Annotated in this window: 19 protein-coding genes; 13 read left to right on the top strand and 6 right to left on the bottom strand. The window is 51.1% G+C overall.

The annotated features are described in order from the left end of the window. Positions 1-342 precede the first annotated feature (342 nt). The 10 genes from OOT00_RS12310 to OOT00_RS12265 all read left to right on the top strand — a co-directional run bounded on the left by OOT00_RS12310 (position 343) and on the right by OOT00_RS12265 (position 8,456). A complete protein-coding gene (locus OOT00_RS12310; RefSeq protein ID WP_265425678.1) occupies positions 343-861 on the top strand; it encodes a Na+/H+ antiporter subunit E in 519 nt (172 codons plus the stop codon). A 3-nt stretch (positions 862-864) separates the two neighbouring features. Continuing rightward, on the top strand, positions 865-1,179 hold the full coding sequence (locus OOT00_RS12305; RefSeq protein WP_265425677.1) for an MrpF/PhaF family protein: 315 nt from the start codon (positions 865-867) through the stop codon (positions 1,177-1,179). Between the two features lie 5 nt (positions 1,180-1,184). Next, the gene (mnhG, locus tag OOT00_RS12300; RefSeq protein ID WP_265425676.1) at positions 1,185-1,526 is read left to right on the top strand and encodes a monovalent cation/H(+) antiporter subunit G; all 342 of its coding nucleotides are present in this window, start codon (positions 1,185-1,187) and stop codon (positions 1,524-1,526) included. Further along, complete coding sequence (locus OOT00_RS12295) at positions 1,523-1,765, top strand: Na(+)/H(+) antiporter subunit B (RefSeq protein WP_265425675.1); 243 nt, start codon at positions 1,523-1,525, stop codon at positions 1,763-1,765. Before mnhG ends, OOT00_RS12295 begins: the two co-directional genes overlap by 4 nt. Further along, positions 1,762-2,595, top strand: a complete 834-nt coding sequence (gene mbhE, locus OOT00_RS12290) for a hydrogen gas-evolving membrane-bound hydrogenase subunit E (RefSeq protein ID WP_265425674.1) — start codon at positions 1,762-1,764, stop codon at positions 2,593-2,595. Before OOT00_RS12295 ends, mbhE begins: the two co-directional genes overlap by 4 nt. 3 nt (positions 2,596-2,598) lie before the next feature. Further along, a complete protein-coding gene (locus OOT00_RS12285) occupies positions 2,599-2,982 on the top strand; it encodes a cation:proton antiporter subunit C (protein ID WP_265425673.1) in 384 nt (127 codons plus the stop codon). A gap of 46 nt (positions 2,983-3,028) precedes the next feature. Continuing rightward, entirely contained in the window at positions 3,029-4,561 is a 1,533-nt protein-coding gene (locus OOT00_RS12280) for a complex I subunit 5 family protein (protein ID WP_265425672.1), read from the top strand. 1 nt (position 4,562) lies between these two features. Then, the gene (locus OOT00_RS12275) at positions 4,563-6,041 is read left to right on the top strand and encodes a monovalent cation/H+ antiporter subunit D family protein (protein WP_265425671.1); all 1,479 of its coding nucleotides are present in this window, start codon (positions 4,563-4,565) and stop codon (positions 6,039-6,041) included. Positions 6,042-6,086: 45 nt separating this feature from the next. Beyond that, positions 6,087-7,880, top strand: coding sequence for a Na(+)/H(+) antiporter subunit D (locus OOT00_RS12270; RefSeq protein ID WP_265425670.1), 1,794 nt, complete (start codon positions 6,087-6,089; stop codon positions 7,878-7,880). An 81-nt stretch (positions 7,881-7,961) separates the two neighbouring features. Further along, on the top strand, positions 7,962-8,456 hold the full coding sequence (locus OOT00_RS12265; protein WP_265425669.1) for a Crp/Fnr family transcriptional regulator: 495 nt from the start codon (positions 7,962-7,964) through the stop codon (positions 8,454-8,456). Positions 8,457-8,609: 153 nt separating this feature from the next. Here the strand turns inward: OOT00_RS12265 and OOT00_RS12260 are convergent, their stop codons facing one another. The 3 genes from OOT00_RS12260 to OOT00_RS12250 are packed head-to-tail and all read right to left on the bottom strand — an operon-like array spanning position 8,610 to position 11,409. Further along, on the bottom strand, positions 8,610-9,122 hold the full coding sequence (locus OOT00_RS12260) for a methylated-DNA--[protein]-cysteine S-methyltransferase (protein ID WP_265425668.1): 513 nt from the start codon (positions 9,120-9,122) through the stop codon (positions 8,610-8,612). A 5-nt stretch (positions 9,123-9,127) separates the two neighbouring features. Further along, a complete protein-coding gene (gltA, locus tag OOT00_RS12255; RefSeq protein WP_265425667.1) occupies positions 9,128-10,531 on the bottom strand; it encodes an NADPH-dependent glutamate synthase in 1,404 nt (467 codons plus the stop codon). Between the two features lie 17 nt (positions 10,532-10,548). After that, positions 10,549-11,409 carry a sulfide/dihydroorotate dehydrogenase-like FAD/NAD-binding protein gene (locus OOT00_RS12250; RefSeq protein ID WP_265425666.1) on the bottom strand — a complete coding sequence of 287 codons (861 nt, stop codon included), beginning with the start codon at positions 11,407-11,409 and terminating at the stop codon, positions 10,549-10,551. A 258-nt stretch (positions 11,410-11,667) separates the two neighbouring features. Here OOT00_RS12250 and OOT00_RS12245 point away from each other — a divergent pair, with 258 nt between their 5' ends. Then, a complete protein-coding gene (locus tag OOT00_RS12245; RefSeq protein WP_265425665.1) occupies positions 11,668-12,468 on the top strand; it encodes a TatD family hydrolase in 801 nt (266 codons plus the stop codon). An 82-nt stretch (positions 12,469-12,550) separates the two neighbouring features. Here the strand turns inward: OOT00_RS12245 and OOT00_RS12240 are convergent, their stop codons facing one another. Together OOT00_RS12240 and OOT00_RS12235 are read right to left on the bottom strand one after the other, a co-directional pair. Then, entirely contained in the window at positions 12,551-13,744 is a 1,194-nt protein-coding gene (locus OOT00_RS12240) for a vWA domain-containing protein (protein ID WP_265425664.1), read from the bottom strand. Positions 13,745-13,788: 44 nt separating this feature from the next. Next, positions 13,789-14,640, bottom strand: coding sequence for an AAA family ATPase (locus OOT00_RS12235; protein WP_265425663.1), 852 nt, complete (start codon positions 14,638-14,640; stop codon positions 13,789-13,791). A gap of 299 nt (positions 14,641-14,939) precedes the next feature. On the opposite strand from OOT00_RS12235, the gene tatA reads away from it, so the two are divergent. Both tatA and OOT00_RS12225 read left to right on the top strand, forming a co-directional pair. Continuing rightward, the gene (gene tatA / locus OOT00_RS12230) at positions 14,940-15,128 is read left to right on the top strand and encodes a twin-arginine translocase TatA/TatE family subunit (RefSeq protein WP_265425662.1); all 189 of its coding nucleotides are present in this window, start codon (positions 14,940-14,942) and stop codon (positions 15,126-15,128) included. A 469-nt stretch (positions 15,129-15,597) separates the two neighbouring features. After that, complete coding sequence (locus OOT00_RS12225; RefSeq protein WP_265425661.1) at positions 15,598-17,418, top strand: acyl-CoA dehydrogenase; 1,821 nt, start codon at positions 15,598-15,600, stop codon at positions 17,416-17,418. A gap of 211 nt (positions 17,419-17,629) precedes the next feature. Here OOT00_RS12225 and OOT00_RS12220 read toward each other — a convergent pair whose 3' ends face one another. Continuing rightward, the gene (locus tag OOT00_RS12220; protein WP_265425660.1) at positions 17,630-20,245 is read right to left on the bottom strand and encodes a type IV pilus secretin PilQ; all 2,616 of its coding nucleotides are present in this window, start codon (positions 20,243-20,245) and stop codon (positions 17,630-17,632) included. Positions 20,246-20,288: the final 43 nt, after the last annotated feature.

Here is a 20,288-nt window from a genome sequence, read left to right as displayed (position 1 = left end):
ATACTCCTTCACAGAAAAGGGGTCAATACCGGAAACATGTTCACGTGTAAGGAAAAAAACCTCTTTCATGGGCAGAAAAAAACAATACGATACATTTTTGAACAAAGCCATTTTTCCCCGTTTCCGGAAAAAGGAACAAGGAGAACCGTTCGCCCACAGGGCATATAAAAAGATTTTGCACAGGGTCTTCGAAAAAGGTTGAATTCCGGAAATCCTTGGGCTAATTTTTTCCATTGAGTTTTCCCCCACACATCAAATACAGGGGCTTTACCAAAAAACGTTTAGAACTGTTTCATTTCAACCCAAAATTCATCACTGCGCATCACCACAAGGAGGGACAGAGTGATCCCGACAGATACCCCCCACAGGAGCAGAAAGGGTCCGGCACTGCTTCTCACCTGGCTGGTCCTTATGCTGACATGGATAATGCTTTCCGGAAAATTTGATCTTTTCCATCTCGGCCTCGGTGCCCTTTCCGCAGCCATCATTTCATGGTTTTCCCATGACCTTCTTTTTCCCCGGGGCCTTACCGGACATACTCCCCGCCTCTGGTACCGCTTTTTTCTCTACATATTCTGGCTGCTATGGCAAGTCCTGCTTTCCAGCATTCACGTACTCCGGCTGGTTTTTCACCCACGCCTCAAAGAACGCATCAACCCGCACATTCTTCGTTTTCAATCACGGATACAAAATGAAACAGGACAAGTTACCTTTGGCAATTCCATAACCCTGACACCCGGCACCATCACCATTTCCATATCCCCTTTAGGCAAATTCACGGTACATGCCCTGGATCAGGAGTCCAGCGCATCGCTGCCGGGTGAAATGGAAAACCGGATTGCCCGGATCTTTGGAGAATAAATCATGTTCATAAATACGCTTTTTAACGCTGCCGCCATCTGCATTGCCATGGCCATGGCGGCGGGACTGTACCGCGCCGCACGGGGACCTTCCAGTCTGGATCATATTATTGGTGTCAATGCCATCGGGTCCAAAACAACTCCCCTGCTCATTATCATAGGCGTTATGTATCAGCGAGTAGACATGCTGGTGGATATTGCCCTGGCCTATGCCATGCTCAACTTCATTGCCGTACTGGCCGCATCCCGCTATTTCCAGAAACGACGGGGACTGCACGAAGATGCAGCACCCCCCTCCCATAACCCGGATAAAGGATAAGGATCATGCTCTTTGTCAACACCCTCATCGCCCTTCTTCTTCTGGCGGGCTGCCTCTTCCTTGTGGGTGGCGCTGTCGGCATTCTCCGCATGCCGGATTTCTATACAAGGCTGCATGCGGCAAGTCTTCTGGACACCACAGCCCTGATATGCCTCCTCGGAGCCGCTATCCTTTACGTACTCACGCAGCACCCGGATCTCAACGGCGTAATTACCAGCCTGAAAATCATTCTCATCGCCGTCTTTGTTTTCATCACCAGCCCCACAGCCACCCACGCCATTGTGGATGCAGGCATGCGGGCCGGCGGGAAGCCCTGGACCCGTAAAAACGAGGAGAAACAGATATGATAACCGTTGATATCATTGTTTTCACTCTCATCATTCTCTGTGGCATCGGAGCCCTTGCCGTCAAAGACCTGATGGCAGCCGCCATAGTCATCAGCGCCTACAGCTTCATGATATGCCTGCTTCTCGCCGTAATGGGAGCCGTGGACGTGGCTTTCACGGAGGCAACCGTTGGCGCCGGTGTCAGCACTGTCTTTTTTGTTGCTACGGTATTTCATACCACAAGGAGGACCAAAGATTGAAAAAGCTTGCCCTGATACTCTGTCTTTTTGCAGGCGGCCTCCTTCTGGTCAATGCCCACCATCTGCCCATGTGGGGAGACCCTGCCTCTCCGGCCAGCCTGCATGTTTCCCCTTTCTACATTGAAAATGCCTATGAGCATACCCAGGCTCCCAACATGGTAGCGGTAGTTCTGGCGGATTACCGATCCTACGACACCATGTTTGAAGCAGCGGTGGTTCTCACGGCAGGGCTTGCCTGCTTCTTTCTGCTCCGCACCAAAGGACGGAAACAAATCGGCCCCCAATATTACCGCCATATTCCCACCGGGGTTACCCTGCGTATTGAGGAAGGAGGAAAGCTGCCACCGGAAGACTCCAAGGTGTTCCGGCCCATCGACACACTCTGGACACCCTTCGATCCCATTATCCGAACCACCTGCCGGTGCCTCATTCCCTTTCTGCAGATATACTCCCTCTACGTTCTGGCCCATGGCCATTACAGCCCGGGAGGTGGTTTTCAGGCGGGGGTTGTACTGGGTGCCACGATTATCCTCCTGGCCATCAGCCGCAATCTCAAAACCGCCATCCACCGTATGAACGAAAGGGTAACAGCCCTCTTTTCCATCATAGGCGTTGCCATCTTTGCCGGTACCGGTACCCTATGCCTTTTACTGGGCATGGATTTCCTCAACTATGACATACTGGCCCCTTTCCTCCTGAGCGATACGGTAATGGCCCGGTCCCACAGCATACTTATTGTGGAAATCGGCGTAACCATGGCTGTCATGGCCGTGATGGTCTGGATTTACTACAACCTGTCTTCTGCAGGACAGCAGGACGAAGGACTCTAGCATATGGATGCCATTCCCTACTTTATCGGAAAGTATAACTACTGGGGCTGTATATTCCTCTTTTTTCTTGGAATGTACGCCATGATTTCCAAAACCAATCTGGTTAAGAAAATCATAGGCCTGAATATTTTCCAGACCTCCATTATTCTTTTTTTCATTTCCGCTTCTTTTAAAAAAGACGCCACCCTCCCCATTCTCATGGAGGAAAGCAAAGGGGCCATTGACCCTGCCATGTATCTCAACCCTCTGCCCCACGTACTGATGCTTACGGCCATTGTGGTTGCCGTGGCCACCCTCGGGGTGGCCCTGGCGCTGACCATCAAGGTTTACCGCAGCTATGGAACCCTTGAAGAAGATGAAATTAACCGTGCCATTCAGTCCCGCTGAACAGCTGGCACCCTAACGCGCCCCTGAGGCGTATACGGATTCGATTATGATGGAATTCACCCAGCATTTTCCCGTTCTGGTTGTCATGGCACCCTTTCTGTGGGGTATGGCCGCAGCGGCAGCGGGATGGGTCAACCGGAAATGGGCTTTTCCCTTTGCCCTTGCAGGACTTCTCTCCGGACTTGGTACTGCCCTGCACATGCTTGTCACCACAGCCAGAGGAGAAACACTCACCTATCACATGGCAGGATGGATGCCTCCCTTTGGCATCGCCTACCGCATCGATACCTTCAGTGCCATTGTTCTTACCGCCATCATGGCCGTTGCCCTTGTCAATCTTGTGGCATCCAGGAACCGGGCCGAAAAGGACTTTGCCGAAAAAACACCGGCCTGGTACGCTCTCTACATTTTTTTTGTCTGTGGCCTTGCGGGTATGGTGGCAACGGAAGATATTTTCAACCTCTATGTTCTCCTTGAAATAGCTTCCCTTTCGGGATATGCCCTCATCGGCATGGGAAACAACCGTGCTCCCCTTGCAGCCCTCAACTACCTGATCATGGGAACCATCGGAGCCAGCTTCTATCTCATGGGGGTAGCCTATATCTACATTGCCACAGGGTCCCTCAACATGGCTGATATTGCTGCCATTCTCCATGAAATGGGTCCCAATCCCACCATCACCATGGCCTTTGTTCTCTGCATCACAGGACTTCTGGCCAAAATGGCGGCCTTCCCCGTTCACGGCTGGCTGCCCAATGCCTACACCTACGCTCCGGATGCCACCACCAACCTGATGGCCGCCCTGACCACCAAGGTCAGCATCTACATCATGGTACGAATTGTTTTTTCTGTTTTCCCCATGTCTCTAGCCTTTGATACGGGAGTCATAGCCGAGGGTCTTGTCTGGCTGGCCACCATCGGCATCTTTGCAGGAGCCTTCATGGCCCTTGCCCAAAAAAGCTTCAAACGCATGCTCACCTACATCATTATTGTGGAAGTTGCCTACATGGTGGGAGGATTCTGGCTGGGCAACAGGGCGGGGATGACCGGTGCCATGCTCCACATTGTCAACGACGCCGCCATGACCCTGTGTATCTTCATGGCAGCCGCCACCATACGGGCCAAACAGGGAAGTGATGCATTTACGGACCTGAAAGGTCTTTTCCAGAAAATGCCTTTTTCCATGGGAGCTCTGGTCATTGCCGGTCTTTCCATTATTGGCATTCCGCCTACCTGCGGCTTTTTCAGTAAATGGTACCTCATATCCGGCGGTATCGAAGCCGGTCACTGGGGTTTTGTCGTCGCTCTTCTTTCCGCGAGCATCATCAATGCCATTCTCTTCTTCAAGGTTTTTGAAATCGCCCTTTTTGAAACACCTGAGGATGCCGTCATCCACCATGGGCATGGTCATGATGACCACGCCCACCACGGTCCGCCAGCCCTCGCCATGGCCGAGGCCCCCGTTTCCATGGTGATTCCTCTTTTAATTGCTGCTCTGGCCCTTGTGGTCCTCGGCCTTCTGGCCGGAGACATTGTCACCCTTTTCATTGATCCAGCGATTCCCGGACAGGTGCTTTAATATGGAAACCCTACACTCCATCATACCCCTCCTTGCCGTGCTCGTTTCCCTGGCGGTCGTTCCGGCCATTGTATCCAGCAGGAGTGAAAACGCCCGGGAAGGATGGACCTTTGCCGCCGCCTTCATCAAATTCGGCCTGGTGGCCTCCATGACTCCCTTTGTTCTTCAGGGAGGCAGCTATACATTTACCCTTGTCGAAGTGATTCCCGGCGTACCCATCGCCTTCCGGGTGGATGCCTTCGGAATGCTTTTTGCCCTTGTATCCTCTTCTCTCTGGATTGTGACCTCCGCCTATTCCATCGGCTACATGCGGGGCCTTGATGAACACAGCCAGACGCGCTACTTCAGCTTTTTTGCCATCTCCCTTTCCGCCACCATCGGCGTTGCCTTCTCGGCGAATCTCTTAACCATGTATCTTTTTTACGAGATGCTGAGTTTTGCCACCTATCCGCTGGTTGCCCACCATCAGGACCATGAAGCAAGGGTTTCGGGTAGAAAATACATTGGCTATATCCTTGGCGCCTCCATATGCCTGGCCCTTCCGGCCATGCTGTATGTATATGTGCAGGCCGGCAACCTGGACTTTACCGCCGGTGGTGTTCTGACAGCGGATACGGGTAAAGGCACCCTGCTGGTCCTGGCACTTATGTTTGTATTCGGCTTTGCCAAGGCAGGCGTCATGCCCTTCCATTCATGGCTGCCGGCAGCCATGGTTGCGCCAACCCCGGTCAGCTCCCTTCTCCATGCCGTTGCCGTGGTCAAGGTAGGTGTTTTCTGTGTTTTCCGTGCCCTGACAGGCACGCTGGGTACAACGCCCCTTTCCGATGCAGGCATCGGCACAGTGATTGCCGTCATTGCCAGTATCACCATTCTGGTCTCATCTCTCATTGCCTTAAGCCAGGATGAACTGAAAAGAAGGCTTGCTTTTTCCACCATTGGACAGCTTTCCTATATTATTCTGGGAGCCGCCCTTCTCACCCCGGCGGCTCTGCAGGGCGGTATGATGCATATCACCATGCATGCCTTCGGAAAAATCACTCTCTTTTTCTGTGCAGGCGCCATCTTTGTTGCCTCAGGGAAAAAATACATCAGCCAGATGAAAGGCATCGGTCGCCGCATGCCTGTAACCATGACAGCCTTTTTCATCGGTGCCCTTTCCGTTATAGGACTGCCGCCTGCAGGGGGCTTTCTTTCCAAATGGTATCTTGTCATCGGTACCCTTGAAGCCGGTCAGATCGGTTTTCTTGCCGTGCTGCTCTTCAGTTCCATACTGAATGCAGCCTATTTTCTGCCCATTGTCTACAGGGCCTTTTTCTGCGCACCGGAAGACAATCTGTTTGAAGAGGGCATTAAGGAATCGCCACCATGGTGCCTGTACCCCCTGTGCATTACTGCTGCGGGGTCTCTTCTCCTCTTTTTCTATCCACAGCCCTTTTTCCGGCTGGCGCAGCTTGCCGTTTCCCAGATCATGGGCGGCTGAGCAACGTATGAAACCGGATTTCACATAACCGTACAGGAGTCCCCCATGTACCAGACTCTCTTCGGCAGCGGTATCCCCCCTGCCCTGATTCTTATTTTCGGAGCTCTTCTCATCCCGCTTCTGTCCCGAGGGGCCAGGGCTGTATGGATGCTCCTTCTGCCCCTTCTTTCCCTTGCCGTGGTCCTCAACACGCCCAACGGTGTACACTGGACCCTGCAGTTCATGGATTTCCATCTCATCTTCGGCCATATGGACGGACTGGCCAGGCCCTTTGGCATTATCTTTTCCATGGCCTGCTTCATGGGCGTTCTCTATGCCCTGAAAGTCCAGGACAATGTGCAACACATGGCAGCCCTCTTTTATGCTGGTGGAGCTCTGGGCGTAACCTTTGCGGGAGACCTCCTTTCCCTGTATATTTTCTGGGAGATCATGGCCGTTGCCTCCACCTTCCTCATCCTTGCACGCAAAAGCCGGGAAGCCTATGATGCCGCTTTCCGCTATATCCTTGTCCATATGGCAGGCGGGCTCATACTCTTGGGTGGTATCATCATCCATTACAATGCCACAGGCGGAGACCTCACTTTCGGGCGTTTCTCCCCGGACCAGGCAGGCCTTGCCGAATACCTCATCATGATCGGCTTCATTGTCAACGCAGCCGTTCCACCCCTCCATGCATGGCTTCCGGATGCCTACCCCGAAGCCACCGTTACAGGTGCCGTTTTCCTCAGTGCCTTTACAACCAAAACGGCGGTCTATGTTCTCTGCCGGGCCTTCCCCGGCTTTGAAATTCTCGCTGTTCTCGGTGCCATCATGACCCTTTACGGTGTAACCTACGCCCTCATCATCACCGATGCCCGCCGTATCCTGGCCTATCACATTGTCAGCCAGGTCGGTTACATGGTCTGCGCCGTAGGTATCGGCACCAGCCTTGCCATCAACGGTGCCGTTGCCCATGCCTACGCTCACATCATTTACAAAGCGCTGCTTTTCATGGGTGCCGGTGCCGTGCTGCAGATGGCGGGAAGTTCACGCATCAAAGAACTGGGTGGTCTCAAAGCGCTCATGCCACTGACCCTGGTTTTCACCGTTGTGGGGGGTATATCCATTTCCGGCGCCCCCCTGACCTCGGGCTTCGTATCAAAGGATATTATCCTGACAGCGGCGGAACATTCCGGCAGAACCATCCTCTGGGGCATGCTGCTGCTTGCCAGCCTCGGAACCTGGCTTTCCGTAGGCCTGAAGCTGCCGTACTATGTATGGTTCGGCGGGAAAACAGCTCCCAGCGTTCCGGAAGCCCAGGATCCTCCCCGCTGCATGCTGCTGGCCATGGCCATAGCCTCTTTCCTCTGTTTTTATCTGGGTGTCTATCCCGACGCGCTCTACAAACTGCTACCCCACAGCATGGACTACAATCCCTATACACTGGTACATCTCATCAAACAGATTGCCGTTATGGCGCTGGGTGTATGGCTTTTCACCCTCATGGTGAAAGCAGATAAAAAGAAAGACAAAACCAAAGCCAGACCCACGCATAAACTGACCGACACGGACATTACCTATATTGAGGGAGGCAAGGCCTTTTACCATGCCATGGATCGCAGCCTCAACGGAATGAACCGGGTTACGGAAGCATTGGTTACCCACAGGCTCATTCCCCGCATTGCCGAAATTTCCAAAAACATACCCGAACGTATTACCCGCGCACTGGCGCGTCCCTTTACGGACAGCAAAGTGGAAGAACAGATCCGGGCAAGCTACAGTACTGGCACAACCCCGCTGGGTATCAGTGCGGCAGGAGTTGTCTGCATACTGATTCTGCTCTTTTTCCTTGTCAGCTGACAAAAAAGCCCGCTTATCCCTATGGATAAGCGGGCGGAGACCCTTTACGCTCACCGATAACCTTCCATGAAAGGAAGTTGCATGCTCACCACAGACTCTTTGGCCCACTATCCAATCCTGGAAAAACTGAGTACGCAGGAAGTCGAACAGGTTCTTCCCATATGTCAGGAAGTGCATTTTGACGAAGGGCAGACCATTTACCGGGAAGGTGATGCAGCCGAAACCTTCTTCCTGCTCAAATCCGGAACTGTTCTCCTGGAACAGCGTATCCATAAGACCATGGTTGTAACCGTCGGTACCCTTAAACCAGGTGCTGCCTTCGGCCTCACCGCCATTCTGGATCAGACCGGCTACAGTCTTGACGCCGTCAGTGCCGATGCCTGTGAGCTCATCATGATCAATGGGCCGGCACTGATGGATCTTTTTGAAAAAAACAGCTCCATCGGATACAAAATGATACGCGCAACGGTCACTATCATCCAGAACCGGCTAAGCCAGCGAACCCAGCAGTTCGTCCGCTCCATCGCCACACATCCGGACATATATGCTCTGAAAGAAGAAGCCGTTTCCTCCTGAATCCTACAGCAAAAAGGTGCGGCTTGGGCAACACCCTGCCCAAAACCGCACCTTTCCAGAATATCCTATCAACAGGGACCTCTCCACAATCTGTAAAGAGCCTGATGAAAAAAAATCATTCCGCACAAAATGAAACAAGAAAAAACGGGAGCTTCATCGGTGAATCAAGCCATCTTCCGTCTTTCCGGTTTCCAAACTCAGAAGAAATCTTTTACGGAAAAGACCACTGCTGTATCCTCCCAGGCCGCCATCGGCGGCAATAACCCTGTGGCAGGGAATCAAAAGGGGCAGAGGATTTCGGCCATTGGCATTGCCCACTGCCCGAGAGGCCCCCGGCTGCCCCAGAGCCATAGCTATATCTTTGTAAGACCTTGTTTCTCCATGGGGAATAACCCGAAGCTCTTTCCACACCCGTTGCTGAAAAAGCGTTCCTTCCGGTAAAAGCGGAAGATCAAAGGACATGCATTTCCCTGAAAAATAAGCCAAAAGCTGTTCCTTTGCCTCCTTCAGCAGAGACACTTCCGGTGAAAACGAAAAAAAAGCCCTTTCATTCTCATTCACAAAAAGAAGTTTTTTCAGCCCCTTCTCTCCGGTATCACAAAAAACAGCAACAGGCCCCAGGGCTGTAACAAAAAAAATCCCCCTGAAAGCCTGTGCATAGCTCATCGCAATCACCAGCCCCGCGCCAAAAAGTCATGCATGCTGGTGGCAGCTTTCCTGCCCGCTCCCATGGCAAGAATCACCGTTGCCGCACCGGTGACAATATCACCACCCGCCCAAACTCCGCGCATGGAGGTTTTTCCATTTTCCGGATCCGCTTCAATATTGCCCCAGCGGTTCAAAGCGATCTCTGGTTCCGAGCTGGTGAGCAGAGGATTGGCTCCGGAGCCAACGGCAATAATAGCCAGATCGCAGTCCATGGTGAAATCGGAACCATCTAGGGGTACAGGCCGCCTTCTACCGGAGGCATCAGGCTCTCCCAGCTCCATTCGCTTGCAGGTTACACTTGTCAGCCTTCCCCTTTCATCCCCGTCAAAACGAAGAGGATTGGTGAGCAGCATAAACTCCACTCCCTCTTCCTCCGCATGATGGGATTCTTCCAGGCGTGCGGGCATTTCCTCTCTGGATCTGCGATAAATAATTTTTACGGATTCAGCACCCATGCGTAAAGCCGTTCGTGCTGCATCCATGGCCACATTACCGCCTCCCACAACCGCCACATTCCGTCCCACAACCATGGGGGTGTCATAGGCCGGATCATAGGCCTTCATGAGATTGGCACGGGTCAGATACTCATTGGCTGAATAGACACCAATGAGATTTTCTCCCGGAATATTCATAAAGCTGGGAAGCCCCGCTCCCACACCCACAAAAACAGCATCAAAGCCCTCTTCAAAAAGCTCCTTCACATCCACGGCCCTGCCGACCACCGTATTACAGACAAGGTTGACTCCCAGCTTTTCAAGGGTTTTCACTTCCGATTCCACAATGGCTTTCGGCAGACGGAATTCAGGAATACCGTAAACCAGAACGCCACCTGGTTTGTGAAAGGCCTCAAAAAGCGTAACATCATGCCCTTTCAGCACAAGGTCCCCTGCCACCGTAAGACCAGCAGGACCGCTTCCAACAACCGCCACGCGCTTTCCTGTGGCAGCCATTTTTTCCGGAAGGGATCCATCCCCCTTCTTCCGTTCCCAGTCTGCCAAAAAACGTTCCAGATTCCCAATGGCAACGGGGCTGCCCTTTTTTCCCAGGATACACTGACCCTCACACTGACTTTCCTGTGGGCAAACCCTGCCGCAGACAGCCGGCAGTGCATTCTTTTCCCAGATTGTCCGGATACCTTCCGAAAAACGACCCTCTGCAATGGCTTTGATAAACTGAGGAATGGGTACGGCAACGGGGCAGCCCTGAACACATTGAGGATTTTTACACTGGATGCAACGGGTGGCTTCCGCCATGGCCGTTTCTTCACCATAACCTAAGGGAACTTCCAGAAAATTATGCCGCCTCACATTCGCCGGCTGCTCCGGCATGGGGTGCCGGTCCTGGATTTTGCTTTTTTTTTCCTGCATTCCTTCCTCCGGTCCTTTCAGGACTGCTGATCAGAGTTTGCCGCCTGCGCCTCCATACGGCATCTGTGAATTTCCATGGCAGCCTGCTCTTCTTCCTTATAGGCGCTGAGACGCTGAGAAAGCCCATCAAAATCCACGGCATGACCATCAAACTCAGGGCCATCCACGCAGGCAAACTTCACCTTGTCCCCCACGCTCACCCTGCAGCCGCCGCACATACCCGTACCATCAATCATGATAGGATTAAGACTTACCAGGGTATGGATACCATCCGGCCGCGTCATTTCACTTACAGCCTTCATCATGGGCACCGGTCCTATGGCCACAACAAGTTCGGGCTTACCAAGGGCCAGCGTTTCCTGTAATGCGTCCGTGACAAAACCTTTTTTCCCTGTGGATCCATCATCGCTCACAGAAATAAACGTATCGGCCAGAGCCGACATTCTGTCTTTTAAAATCATAAAATCCGCACTTCTGGCCCCCAGAATGACCGTCAGCCGGTTGCCGGCCTCTTTCATGGCGCGGGCAATAGGATGCAGCACAGCAATACCCGTTCCTCCGCCAATACAGACCACATGGCCAACCTTTTCTATATCCGTGGCCCGTCCCAGGGGCCCGATTAGATCCGCATAGCCTTCCCCTTCCTGAAGAGAAGCAAAAAGAGCTGTGGATTTACCAACGACCATAAAAATAATCGTTACGGTTCCAGCAACAGGATCGGTGTCTGCCATGGTCAGAGGAATCCGCTCCCCTGTCTCTGTGGCCTTAACAATCACAAACTGTCCGGGCCTGGTCTTCTGTGCAACTCTCGGAGCATGAATTTCATGAAGAATTACCGAAGACGGCACAAGTTCTTCCCGTTTTACTATCTTAAACATGGTTCCTCCTCTACGATTTTTACCAAGGATACCATACATAAACGCAGAATTTTCAGAAAGCAAGCTTCAGTCCGGATAAGTAAACATGTGTTGAATAAAAAAACAAGCGCATATCCTTTCCCTACACTCCTGATGCCACCGAAAAAACAGAGGCCTCAACACTTTTTTATACATTTGCCCTCTTTTCAAAGCAATGTTACAAAGCCGGAAGGAAATCATGGCTTCTGCCATTTTTTTAAGAAAATAAGGAAAACTACCATGCGTTTTTTCGACAGCCACTGCCACATTGAAGACGAAAGGGCCTTTGGCCAGGACAGGGATCACATGCTCGAAAGAGCCCGAAAAGCCAATGTTCTGTGCATGATGATCGCAGGAATCACCCTCGAGCGATCCAGACAGGCCATTGCCCTCTGTGAAACCCATGAAGGCCTGTTTGCCAGTACCGGCATCCACCCCCATGACAGTGAAAGTTGTAACGGCAGTATTATCAGCGCCCTAAGCTCCCTGGCCAGGCACCCAAAAGTCCGTGCCTGGGGGGAATGTGGGCTGGATTTCAACCGCATGCATTCTCCCATGGATGTGCAGGAAAAATGGCTGGAAGCCCAGATAGATGCCGCCCTTGCCCTCAGGCTTCCCATTATTTTCCACGAAAGGGATTCCAAAGGCAGACTCCTTTCCATGCTACGCCACATGGCACCTTCCGGTCTTTCAGGGGTTGTGCACTGTTTTTCCGGTAACCTTGAAGAAATGAAAGCCTATCTGGACCTCGGGCTTCACATCGGAATCACAGGAATCCTTACCCACAGACAGCGAGGCGAATCCCTTCGATCTATGGTACGTATGCTGCCTGATGACGGCATCCTCATTGAAACGGATGCCCCCTACCTTACCCCGTCACCGGAACGGAACCGCCACAAGCGCAATGAACCTGCCTTTGTTCCTTCCGTGCTCAGCACCCTTGCCGAAGTGCGGAAAGCTGCCGAATCGGATCTGGCAGAAATCATCTTTCAGAACACCTGCGAACTTTTCCGGGTGCAGCCAGAAGAAATTCCTGTCTGAGATATCCAACAGACAACCCGCATCCGCCATCATCGCTGAAAAGCCCCGAACCGGGGCTCTTTAGCCTGCCTTTCTGCCTTGCCTACTGTCTCTGCATCAGCCTTGTCACTGCCTCCTCCAGACCATCCAATGAAAGGGGGTACATGGGAAAAACCTGACTGATAAGGTTGATGGTGGCTGTATATCCCCACATCCGTGGATTCACAGGATTCAGCCAGACACTGCGGGAGAACATTTCCGCCAGAAAGGTAAGATTCTCCATGCTGGGCCGACCGCTCCTGTCCTGCATATGGATAGCCCCGTTACGGGCCATCAGCTCGTAGGGAGCCATACTGGCATCGCCAACAAAAATCAGTCGGGTTTCCGGATCTCTTCTGGCAAAATCGGAGAGCCGAACCGGCTTTCTGTATCGGGAAGGGTCCTCCCATACGGTATCGTAAACGGTATTATGAAAGAAAAAGGTCCGGACTTCCTTGAACTGCGATCTTGCATAGTCGAAAAGGGTCTGCACCACATCAACGTAAGGGTCCATGGACCAGCCGCCATTATCGATGAACAGCATAATCTTCAGGCGATCCCGCAGACTTCGGTCAAAAAGTATTTCTATTTCTCCTCCATTTTTGAGAGTCTGCCTCAGTGTGGCATCAATATTAATTTGATCCTTCGGCCCGGCAGGAACCATGTTCCGCAACCGCTTCAATGCTTCTCCCACCTGTGACTGGGTCAAAGGACCACTGGCCGAATAATCTTTATACCGCCGTTCCCCTGCCACTTTCACCGCAGATTTGTTCCTGGAAACACCCCCTACCCGCATTCCCTCGGGATGATACCCCGAGTGACCGACAGGCGACGTTCCGCCCGTACCAATCCAACGGTTTCCCCCGTCATGCCGCTCCGTCTGATCCTTCAGCCTTTCCTTAAAATACTCCAGCAGCTCATCGGGAGAGAGACTGGCCAGTTTTTTCTCATCTATCCCCAGTGCCCTGGCAATCTCTTTGGGATTTTTAAGCCACTCATCCAGAAGACCACGGGCGATCGCATCCATCTCAAAACCTTCTTCCACAGAAAGCTCCACCCCTTCGAAATGATGCGCAAACGCTTGATCAAAAAGATCAAAATGACGCTCACTCTTCACAAGTATGGTACGGGAAGCAATGTAAAAGTCATCCAGAGAACGGATCAGTCCCAGATTCATGGCCCTGTGCAGCGTAAGAAAAGCCGTGGGACTCACCGGGATACCGACATTCTTGAGAAGATAAAAAAATGCAACAAACATGGAAACATTCCTTCAGGAAAAAGTACGGTTCCGCATCCAGGGTTTCAGATGCCCCTCCGGCGGGTGACAAGACGTGTAACCCGCTCATAATCAGGGCTTTTTTTAAACAGAACCCCTAAAAAAGGTACCTGACCCTTAACAAGGTCCGCAGACTTGAAATCAGGATCTGCATCCAGTGCACGCATCCAGTTAATCAGCTCCCGTGTGGCAGGCCTTTTCTCCATACCGTCCAGGTCTCTGAGCTTGTAGAAAGTATCTATGGCGCTTTCCGCCAGTTTTCTATCTATGGTTGGGAAATGCACATCAATTATGCGACGCATCATTTTCGGGTCAGGGAAAGCAATATGGTGAAAGTTACAGCGCCCGAGAAAGGGATCGGATAAATCTTTTTTGGCATTGGATGTGATAATGATTACCGGCCTGTGTCTTGCCTGTACGGTCTCATCCACTTCCATAATATCAAACTGCATCTGGTCCAGCACATCCAGCATATCATCCTGAAAATCCGTATCCGCCTTGTCAATTTCATCAATTAAAAGAACCACCCTCTTATCCGCTGTAAAGGCCTGCCCTATCTTGCCCATCCGGATATACTCACGAATATTGCTGACATTACGGGTAGAATCCCCAAAACGGCTATCGTTCAAACGAGTCAGCGTATCATACTGATACAGGGCATCAATCAGCTTCATACTGGACTTTACATTCAGAATAATCAGGGGCATTCCCAGACTGTCGGCTATGGCATGGGCCAGCATGGTCTTTCCTGTACCCGGCTCTCCCTTCAACAGGAGCGGCATTTCCAGAGCCATGGAAATATTAACAATACTCGCCAATTCATCATCCAGCACATATCGCTGGGCACCGGTAAACTGTACACCGGAAATCTTACTCATCCCGCATCTCCTTTTATTCCTGCGTTTTGTTCCCACGCCCAAGAGGTAAAGGCGTTTTCTTTACCAAGTAGGAGAGATCGCCTGTGACCTCCCTCTCAACAGAAAAAATCCGGTCTGCTTTCCTGCACAGGCCCTATGGCTTCTGTCCGCTTTCTACCATGGATCAAAGGTTTCCTGCAGGTCAATACTTATGCGTCTTTACCTTTTTGTCAATTGACATCCATCCATACTTGGTGCTATTGCCTAATGCTTGATAAATTAAATTTCTTGCTTAAAAACCATAGACTTGAGGAGTTGCCATGTTCGGCATCGGCATACCGGAACTGATTATTATCCTTGTCATTGTGCTTGTGGTATTTGGTGCATCCAAACTTCCTGAAATCGGATCCGGCCTCGGAAAAGCCATTCAGAATTTCAAAAATGCTTCCAGAAGCGATTCGGAAACCAAAGAAAAAATCAGCACTACCCAGGAAAAAGACCCGGAATGACTTTTCCATAAAGGCTTACCCACAAACAAAACTGGTCCCCTGCTCGAAAAAAACCAAGAAACAAAAGAGATACGGGGAAAGACTTTTTTTCGCCAAAGAGCTCCAGATTTTACAAAAAAGGCCTCCGGATGAACAAAAAGTTACGCACGCACCGCAAAAGGAGGACAAAAGTTCTTCATATACCATTGACATCCTCCTCATTTAAAAGTATGCGTGCAAAAGATCAAATATCGAGACTTTATTGAGGTGAACATCAACTTAAAACCTCAGAATGGACCCACAGCAGAGGAATTGCATACCTGCTTCGCTCCATCCGGATGTCTGAAAAAGTGGACTCCAGTTTTTCAAAAGTACAGAAATACTTATAACACCATGTTTTTATCACAGCCTAGCTGTGTCTGCCGTGTGATTTTTTCACCCGGCCACCAGGTTCAGGAGTCATCAAAACACCAAAAAGGAGAGATGGGAAATGCCACTTATTGAACGCAGAGATCAAGATTTTTTGCTGCATGAAGTTTTTAATGTAAGCGAGTTCAGCAAAAACGAAAAATTTGCAGATTTTAACAAAAAAACCTGCGACATGATCATTACCGAGGCCAGAAACCTCGCCATTAAGGAAATTCTGCCCACCAACAAAATGGCAGATAAAGAAAACGGGCATCCCGATGCCGTAAAACTTGAAAACGGCCAGGTTAAAGTTCCACCCTCATTCCACAAACCCTACAAACTCTTCTGTGAAGGCCAGTGGCTGGCCATGTGCGATGATCCCGAATTCGGTGGTCAGGGCATGCCCCATCTTCTGGCCATGGCTGCTGGTGAATATTTCACTTCCGCCAACTGCTCCTTCATGATGTACCCCGGCCTGACCCATGGATGCGGCAATATCCTTGCCACCTTCGGCACGGAAAAACAGAAGCAGCTTTATGTAAAAAACATCTTTACCGGCAAATGGGGCGGCACCATGTGCCTCACCGAAGCTGTAGCCGGATCCGACGTCGGTGCCCTTGAAACCATTGCCGTTCCTCAGGGAGATGGAACCTACAAGATCAAAGGCAACAAGATATTCATCTCCGGTGGTGATTCTGACCTTGTAGAAAATATGGTTCACCCCGTTCTCGCACGCATAGAAGGTGCTCCTGCCGGTACCAAAGGTATCTCTCTCTTCCTCGTTCCCAAGTATAGAGTGAACGACGACGGCACCATGGGCGAATTCAACGATGTGGAAACCGTTGGTATCGAAGAAAAAATGGGTATCCATGGTAACGCCACCTGCACCCTGGCCTTCGGCTCCAAGGACAACTGCATCGGCGAGCTTATCGGTGAGCCCAACAAGGGCATGAAGTACATGTTCCTCATGATGAACGAAGCCCGTCAGGGTGTGGCCATGCAGGGCCTTGGCTTTGCCACTGCCTCCTACTGCAACGCCATCCAGTACGCCAAAGAGCGTATTCAGGGTCCCAACCTGATGAAAGCCGTCCTTGAAGGCGACCTTACGGGTGTCCCCATCATTCAGCATCCAGATGTCCGCCGTATGCTTATGTCCATGAAAGCCTATGTGGAAGGATGCCGCTTCCTTGTTTACTTCCTGAACAGCTGCTTTGACAAAGCAACGGTTACGGAAAGCGAAGATGAGAAAAACAAATGGGAAGGGCTGATTGAAATCCTGACCCCCATTGCCAAGTCCTACTGCACTGACAAAGCCGTTGAAGTGGCCTCCACTGGTATTCAGGTATACGGCGGCTACGGCTTCATAGAAGAATATCCCCAGGCCCAGCACTACAGAGATGCCAAAATCACCGCCATCTATGAAGGCACAAACGGCATCCAGGCCATGGACCTTCTTGGCCGTAAACTCGGCATGCGCAAAGGTAAGCCCATCATGGACCTCATGGGTGAAGTCAATGCAACCGTTGCCAAAGCCCGTGAAGCCGGTCTGGAAAAAATCGCAGACAGCCTTCAGGCCGCACTGAACAAGCTGGGCGAAGTTGCCATGACCCTTGGCGCTGCCGCCATGAGTGAAAAAGCTCTGGACGCCTTTGCTTCTGCCACGCCCTTCCTTGAAGTGGCCGGTGATCTTGTCATGGCATGGGCATGGGCCGAACGTGCAGCCGCAGCGAAGAAAGCCGTTGAAGGTGCCAAGAAAAAAGACAAGCCCTTCTACGAAGGTCAGATCGCAACTGCCAAGTACTTCTATGAGCAGCTGCTGCCCACCGCCATGGGCAAAATGGACTCTGTGAAAAATCTCACCGGAGCCATCATGGAAATACCTGAAGAAGCATTTGTAGGTTAATCCAAACAAACCAGTGGCCAACTCTTTGGGAGGAGGCCACTGTCCGCAAAGAGAAGGGAAAGACACGGTCTTTCCCTTTTTTATTACCTGCCGTCAAAAAAAATCTTCAAAAAAAGGGGTCTTCCGTATACATCGAAAGACCCCTTCAAACCCAGCTTTCAGACTCTCAATCCAGCGCTGGAGGAAAAATTCCAACCGTAGCCTTCACCAATCACAATTCTCTTGTGTTTTCCAGCTGCACAATTCTCGGAGTCAGAAAAATCAACAACTCAGATTTGTTTTCAGTACGATTGACCGACTCAAAGAGCCAGCCAATGAGAGGAATTCTGTGGAAAAATGGAATCCGGTTATTAGAATGCGAACTTCTTGTCTGAACAACTCCACCAATGACAATGGTATCCCCGTCATTCACAAGAAGTTCCGTTTCCACCTTCTTCGTCTGAAGGGCAGGGCCATCATCGGTCATGACATAGATATCGTTTTTATCAATGTTCACTCGCATAGCCACACGGTTATCCGCCGTTACGTGGGGAGTAACCTCCAGCTTCAAATCAACATTCTTAAACTCTGTAACCACATCTCCATCACTGTTGCGGGTTGTATATGGATATTCATACCCCTGATTGATGGTAGCCGTCTTGTTATCCAGAGTTACGATTCTCGGAGAAGAAACGATCTTGGTTTCACCACGCTGCTCACTGAGATTCAGGCGGGCATTCAAAGCCAGCTGCGTACCGGCAATACGGGCAAAATGCAGCCCGATATTACCGGCACCCGTGGGCGTATTTAAAGAAACATTATATCCATACTGCCCACCGAGGGTACCGGATGGCACCGTGGCATAGGGGTTACGATCCGACCCGCCCGTACTTGCCTGCCATTCCGCTCCCAAGGCCCGCGCAAATTCGTCACTGGCTTCCACAATCCGTGCTTCAATGACAACCTGAGGCGTAATTTTATCGATGCGGCTGATAATGGTTTTCGCATTGGCAATGGCCTCTGCCGTATCCGTAATAATCAGCTGGTTATTGCGGGCATCCGCACTGACCCGTCCCCGCTCTGTCAGGATATTCTGCACATGGGGAATCACCTCCGAGCTTACGTTGGAGTAATTGATCAGAATATACTCCGTCATCAAAGGAGCCAGATCACTTTCTCTCCGTTCATTTTCCTGCCTTGCCCGAAGAACCTCCTGCCGGAGCCCCTCTTCCCTGCGCAGAGTGGTCATGGCAGCAACCCGTATAATACTTCCTTCTTCCACCATCCCCAGACCATTCATACGCAAAACAAGATCGAGAATCTGGTCCCAAGGAACAGGGTGCTCAAGACTCATGGTCACTCTGCCTGCCACGTCACTGTCAATGGCAAAATTTTGACCACTTACATGCTGCAAAATCCTGAAAACATTTCTTATATCAGTCTCATAAAAGTCAATGGAAATAGGGGTTCCCGTAAAAACCTTCCCAGACGAAGCACTGCCGCTCTGCCGGCTGTCTCTTGCCGGAGAAGGAGAAACTTTCTTCTCTTCTTTCATGACCTCAGAGGAAGCTGCAACCACAAAAGAACCTGTTGCAATCGGCCTTCCGGTATCGCCGCTGCTGCCTTTTGCTTCAAAAGAACCTTCTATGGGTCTTGGTCCGATACTGCTGGCCTCAAAGCGCAGCTCAATGCGATTTCCTGAAGGATTCAGTACATACGCAACGGGCTCCCTCATATCCATAACAAAGGTCGTTTTATTACCCGGACCGGATTTGGGAACCACCTGATCCAGAGCACTTTCAAAACGAGTCGTAACCAAAGGCCGTTCATGGTGTTCCGGCAACCTCGTATTATCAAGGGAGAGTCGTAAACGTGTCTGGCTTTCACTAATCACCTCATGGATAACCGGACGATCCGTCTCAATAAAAATCTGAGAACGACCTTCAGGAAGAGCCGTAAAGCCAATATCTTTTATAACAGCAGAGCCTCTTTGAACTTCCCGTTTTTTTTCGCCAGCTGCGGATCGGCTACTGGCCACAAACACTTCATAGCCACCCGGTACGGAGCGGGCTTCATAAGCATGCAGGCTTTCCTCGGGGGTATCAAGCACCACACGAACTTTATCTGCATACCCATAATGGCGCACGGAACGAACCCATGAACTATCAACACCCAGACGCTGTTCTCCTTTAAACGGAGATGACAGTCCGGCTATATCGAGAACTATCCTGGGGGGATTTTCAACGGTAAAGGCATGGACATCCTTCAGAGTATCGCTGGCAAGAATCTCCAGCCGTACACCGGTCTCCACGACATGTGCCCTCACATCTACAAGCTCCGGCCGTTGTCCAGCCTTCTTTTCCCTGCTCTCTGATGACAGAAGTACGCCATCCGAAGAGTTTTTACCTTGAATGTCCCAACCGGAACTCTTTTTCTCTTTTTCCCCCAAACCAGCCAGCAGAATACGGATACCCGCTTCCCCTTCAGGTTTGACCTCATAGGGAAGATCTTCCCGGAGAACAAGGACCAGCCTTGTTTCCGTTTCAGAAATCGTGTCTGCGGAAAAAGACAGAACAGCTCCTCCGGATCTTTTTTCAGGCAGTGCGTCCGAAGTCAGTATTGTATCCGGAAAATACAGGCGCAAACCTGCGGGATCCTGTTCCTTAACGGCTGTATAGGCAAGATGCTCCTTTGCCAGTACCACAAGGCTGGTGGTCTCCCCCTCACGTTCCAGATAAATACGCTCTATCCGGTTGACGTCCACGTCCCTTTCACTATCTTTTATTTCCTGTGTTCCTGAACTGGGAGTACAGGCCGCCAGTAAGCCAGCCACCAGAATTCCTGCCAACAATGCTCTTTTTTTTGTTCTCACTTTGCGCATTCCCCACATA

The organism is Desulfobotulus pelophilus, from assembly GCF_026155325.1.
Classification (GTDB): domain Bacteria; phylum Desulfobacterota; class Desulfobacteria; order Desulfobacterales; family ASO4-4; genus Desulfobotulus; species Desulfobotulus pelophilus.
This window is presented reverse-complemented; position numbering and strand designations above follow the sequence as displayed.

Coding starts and splice junctions, on each gene's coding strand:
- OOT00_RS12305 (WP_265425677.1), top strand. CDS start 865: ATGTTCATAAATACGCTTTTTAACGCTGCCGCCATCTGCATTGCCATG.
- mnhG (WP_265425676.1), top strand. CDS start 1,185: ATGCTCTTTGTCAACACCCTCATCGCCCTTCTTCTTCTGGCGGGCTGC.
- OOT00_RS12295 (WP_265425675.1), top strand. CDS start 1,523: ATGATAACCGTTGATATCATTGTTTTCACTCTCATCATTCTCTGTGGC.
- OOT00_RS12285 (WP_265425673.1), top strand. CDS start 2,599: ATGGATGCCATTCCCTACTTTATCGGAAAGTATAACTACTGGGGCTGT.
- OOT00_RS12280 (WP_265425672.1), top strand. CDS start 3,029: ATGATGGAATTCACCCAGCATTTTCCCGTTCTGGTTGTCATGGCACCC.
- OOT00_RS12275 (WP_265425671.1), top strand. CDS start 4,563: ATGGAAACCCTACACTCCATCATACCCCTCCTTGCCGTGCTCGTTTCC.
- OOT00_RS12270 (WP_265425670.1), top strand. CDS start 6,087: ATGTACCAGACTCTCTTCGGCAGCGGTATCCCCCCTGCCCTGATTCTT.
- OOT00_RS12265 (WP_265425669.1), top strand. CDS start 7,962: ATGCTCACCACAGACTCTTTGGCCCACTATCCAATCCTGGAAAAACTG.
- OOT00_RS12260 (WP_265425668.1), bottom strand. CDS start 9,122: ATGAGCTATGCACAGGCTTTCAGGGGGATTTTTTTTGTTACAGCCCTG.
- gltA (WP_265425667.1), bottom strand. CDS start 10,531: ATGCAGGAAAAAAAAAGCAAAATCCAGGACCGGCACCCCATGCCGGAG.
- OOT00_RS12250 (WP_265425666.1), bottom strand. CDS start 11,409: ATGTTTAAGATAGTAAAACGGGAAGAACTTGTGCCGTCTTCGGTAATT.
- OOT00_RS12245 (WP_265425665.1), top strand. CDS start 11,668: ATGCGTTTTTTCGACAGCCACTGCCACATTGAAGACGAAAGGGCCTTT.
- OOT00_RS12240 (WP_265425664.1), bottom strand. CDS start 13,744: ATGTTTGTTGCATTTTTTTATCTTCTCAAGAATGTCGGTATCCCGGTG.
- OOT00_RS12235 (WP_265425663.1), bottom strand. CDS start 14,640: ATGAGTAAGATTTCCGGTGTACAGTTTACCGGTGCCCAGCGATATGTG.
- tatA (WP_265425662.1), top strand. CDS start 14,940: ATGTTCGGCATCGGCATACCGGAACTGATTATTATCCTTGTCATTGTG.
- OOT00_RS12225 (WP_265425661.1), top strand. CDS start 15,598: ATGCCACTTATTGAACGCAGAGATCAAGATTTTTTGCTGCATGAAGTT.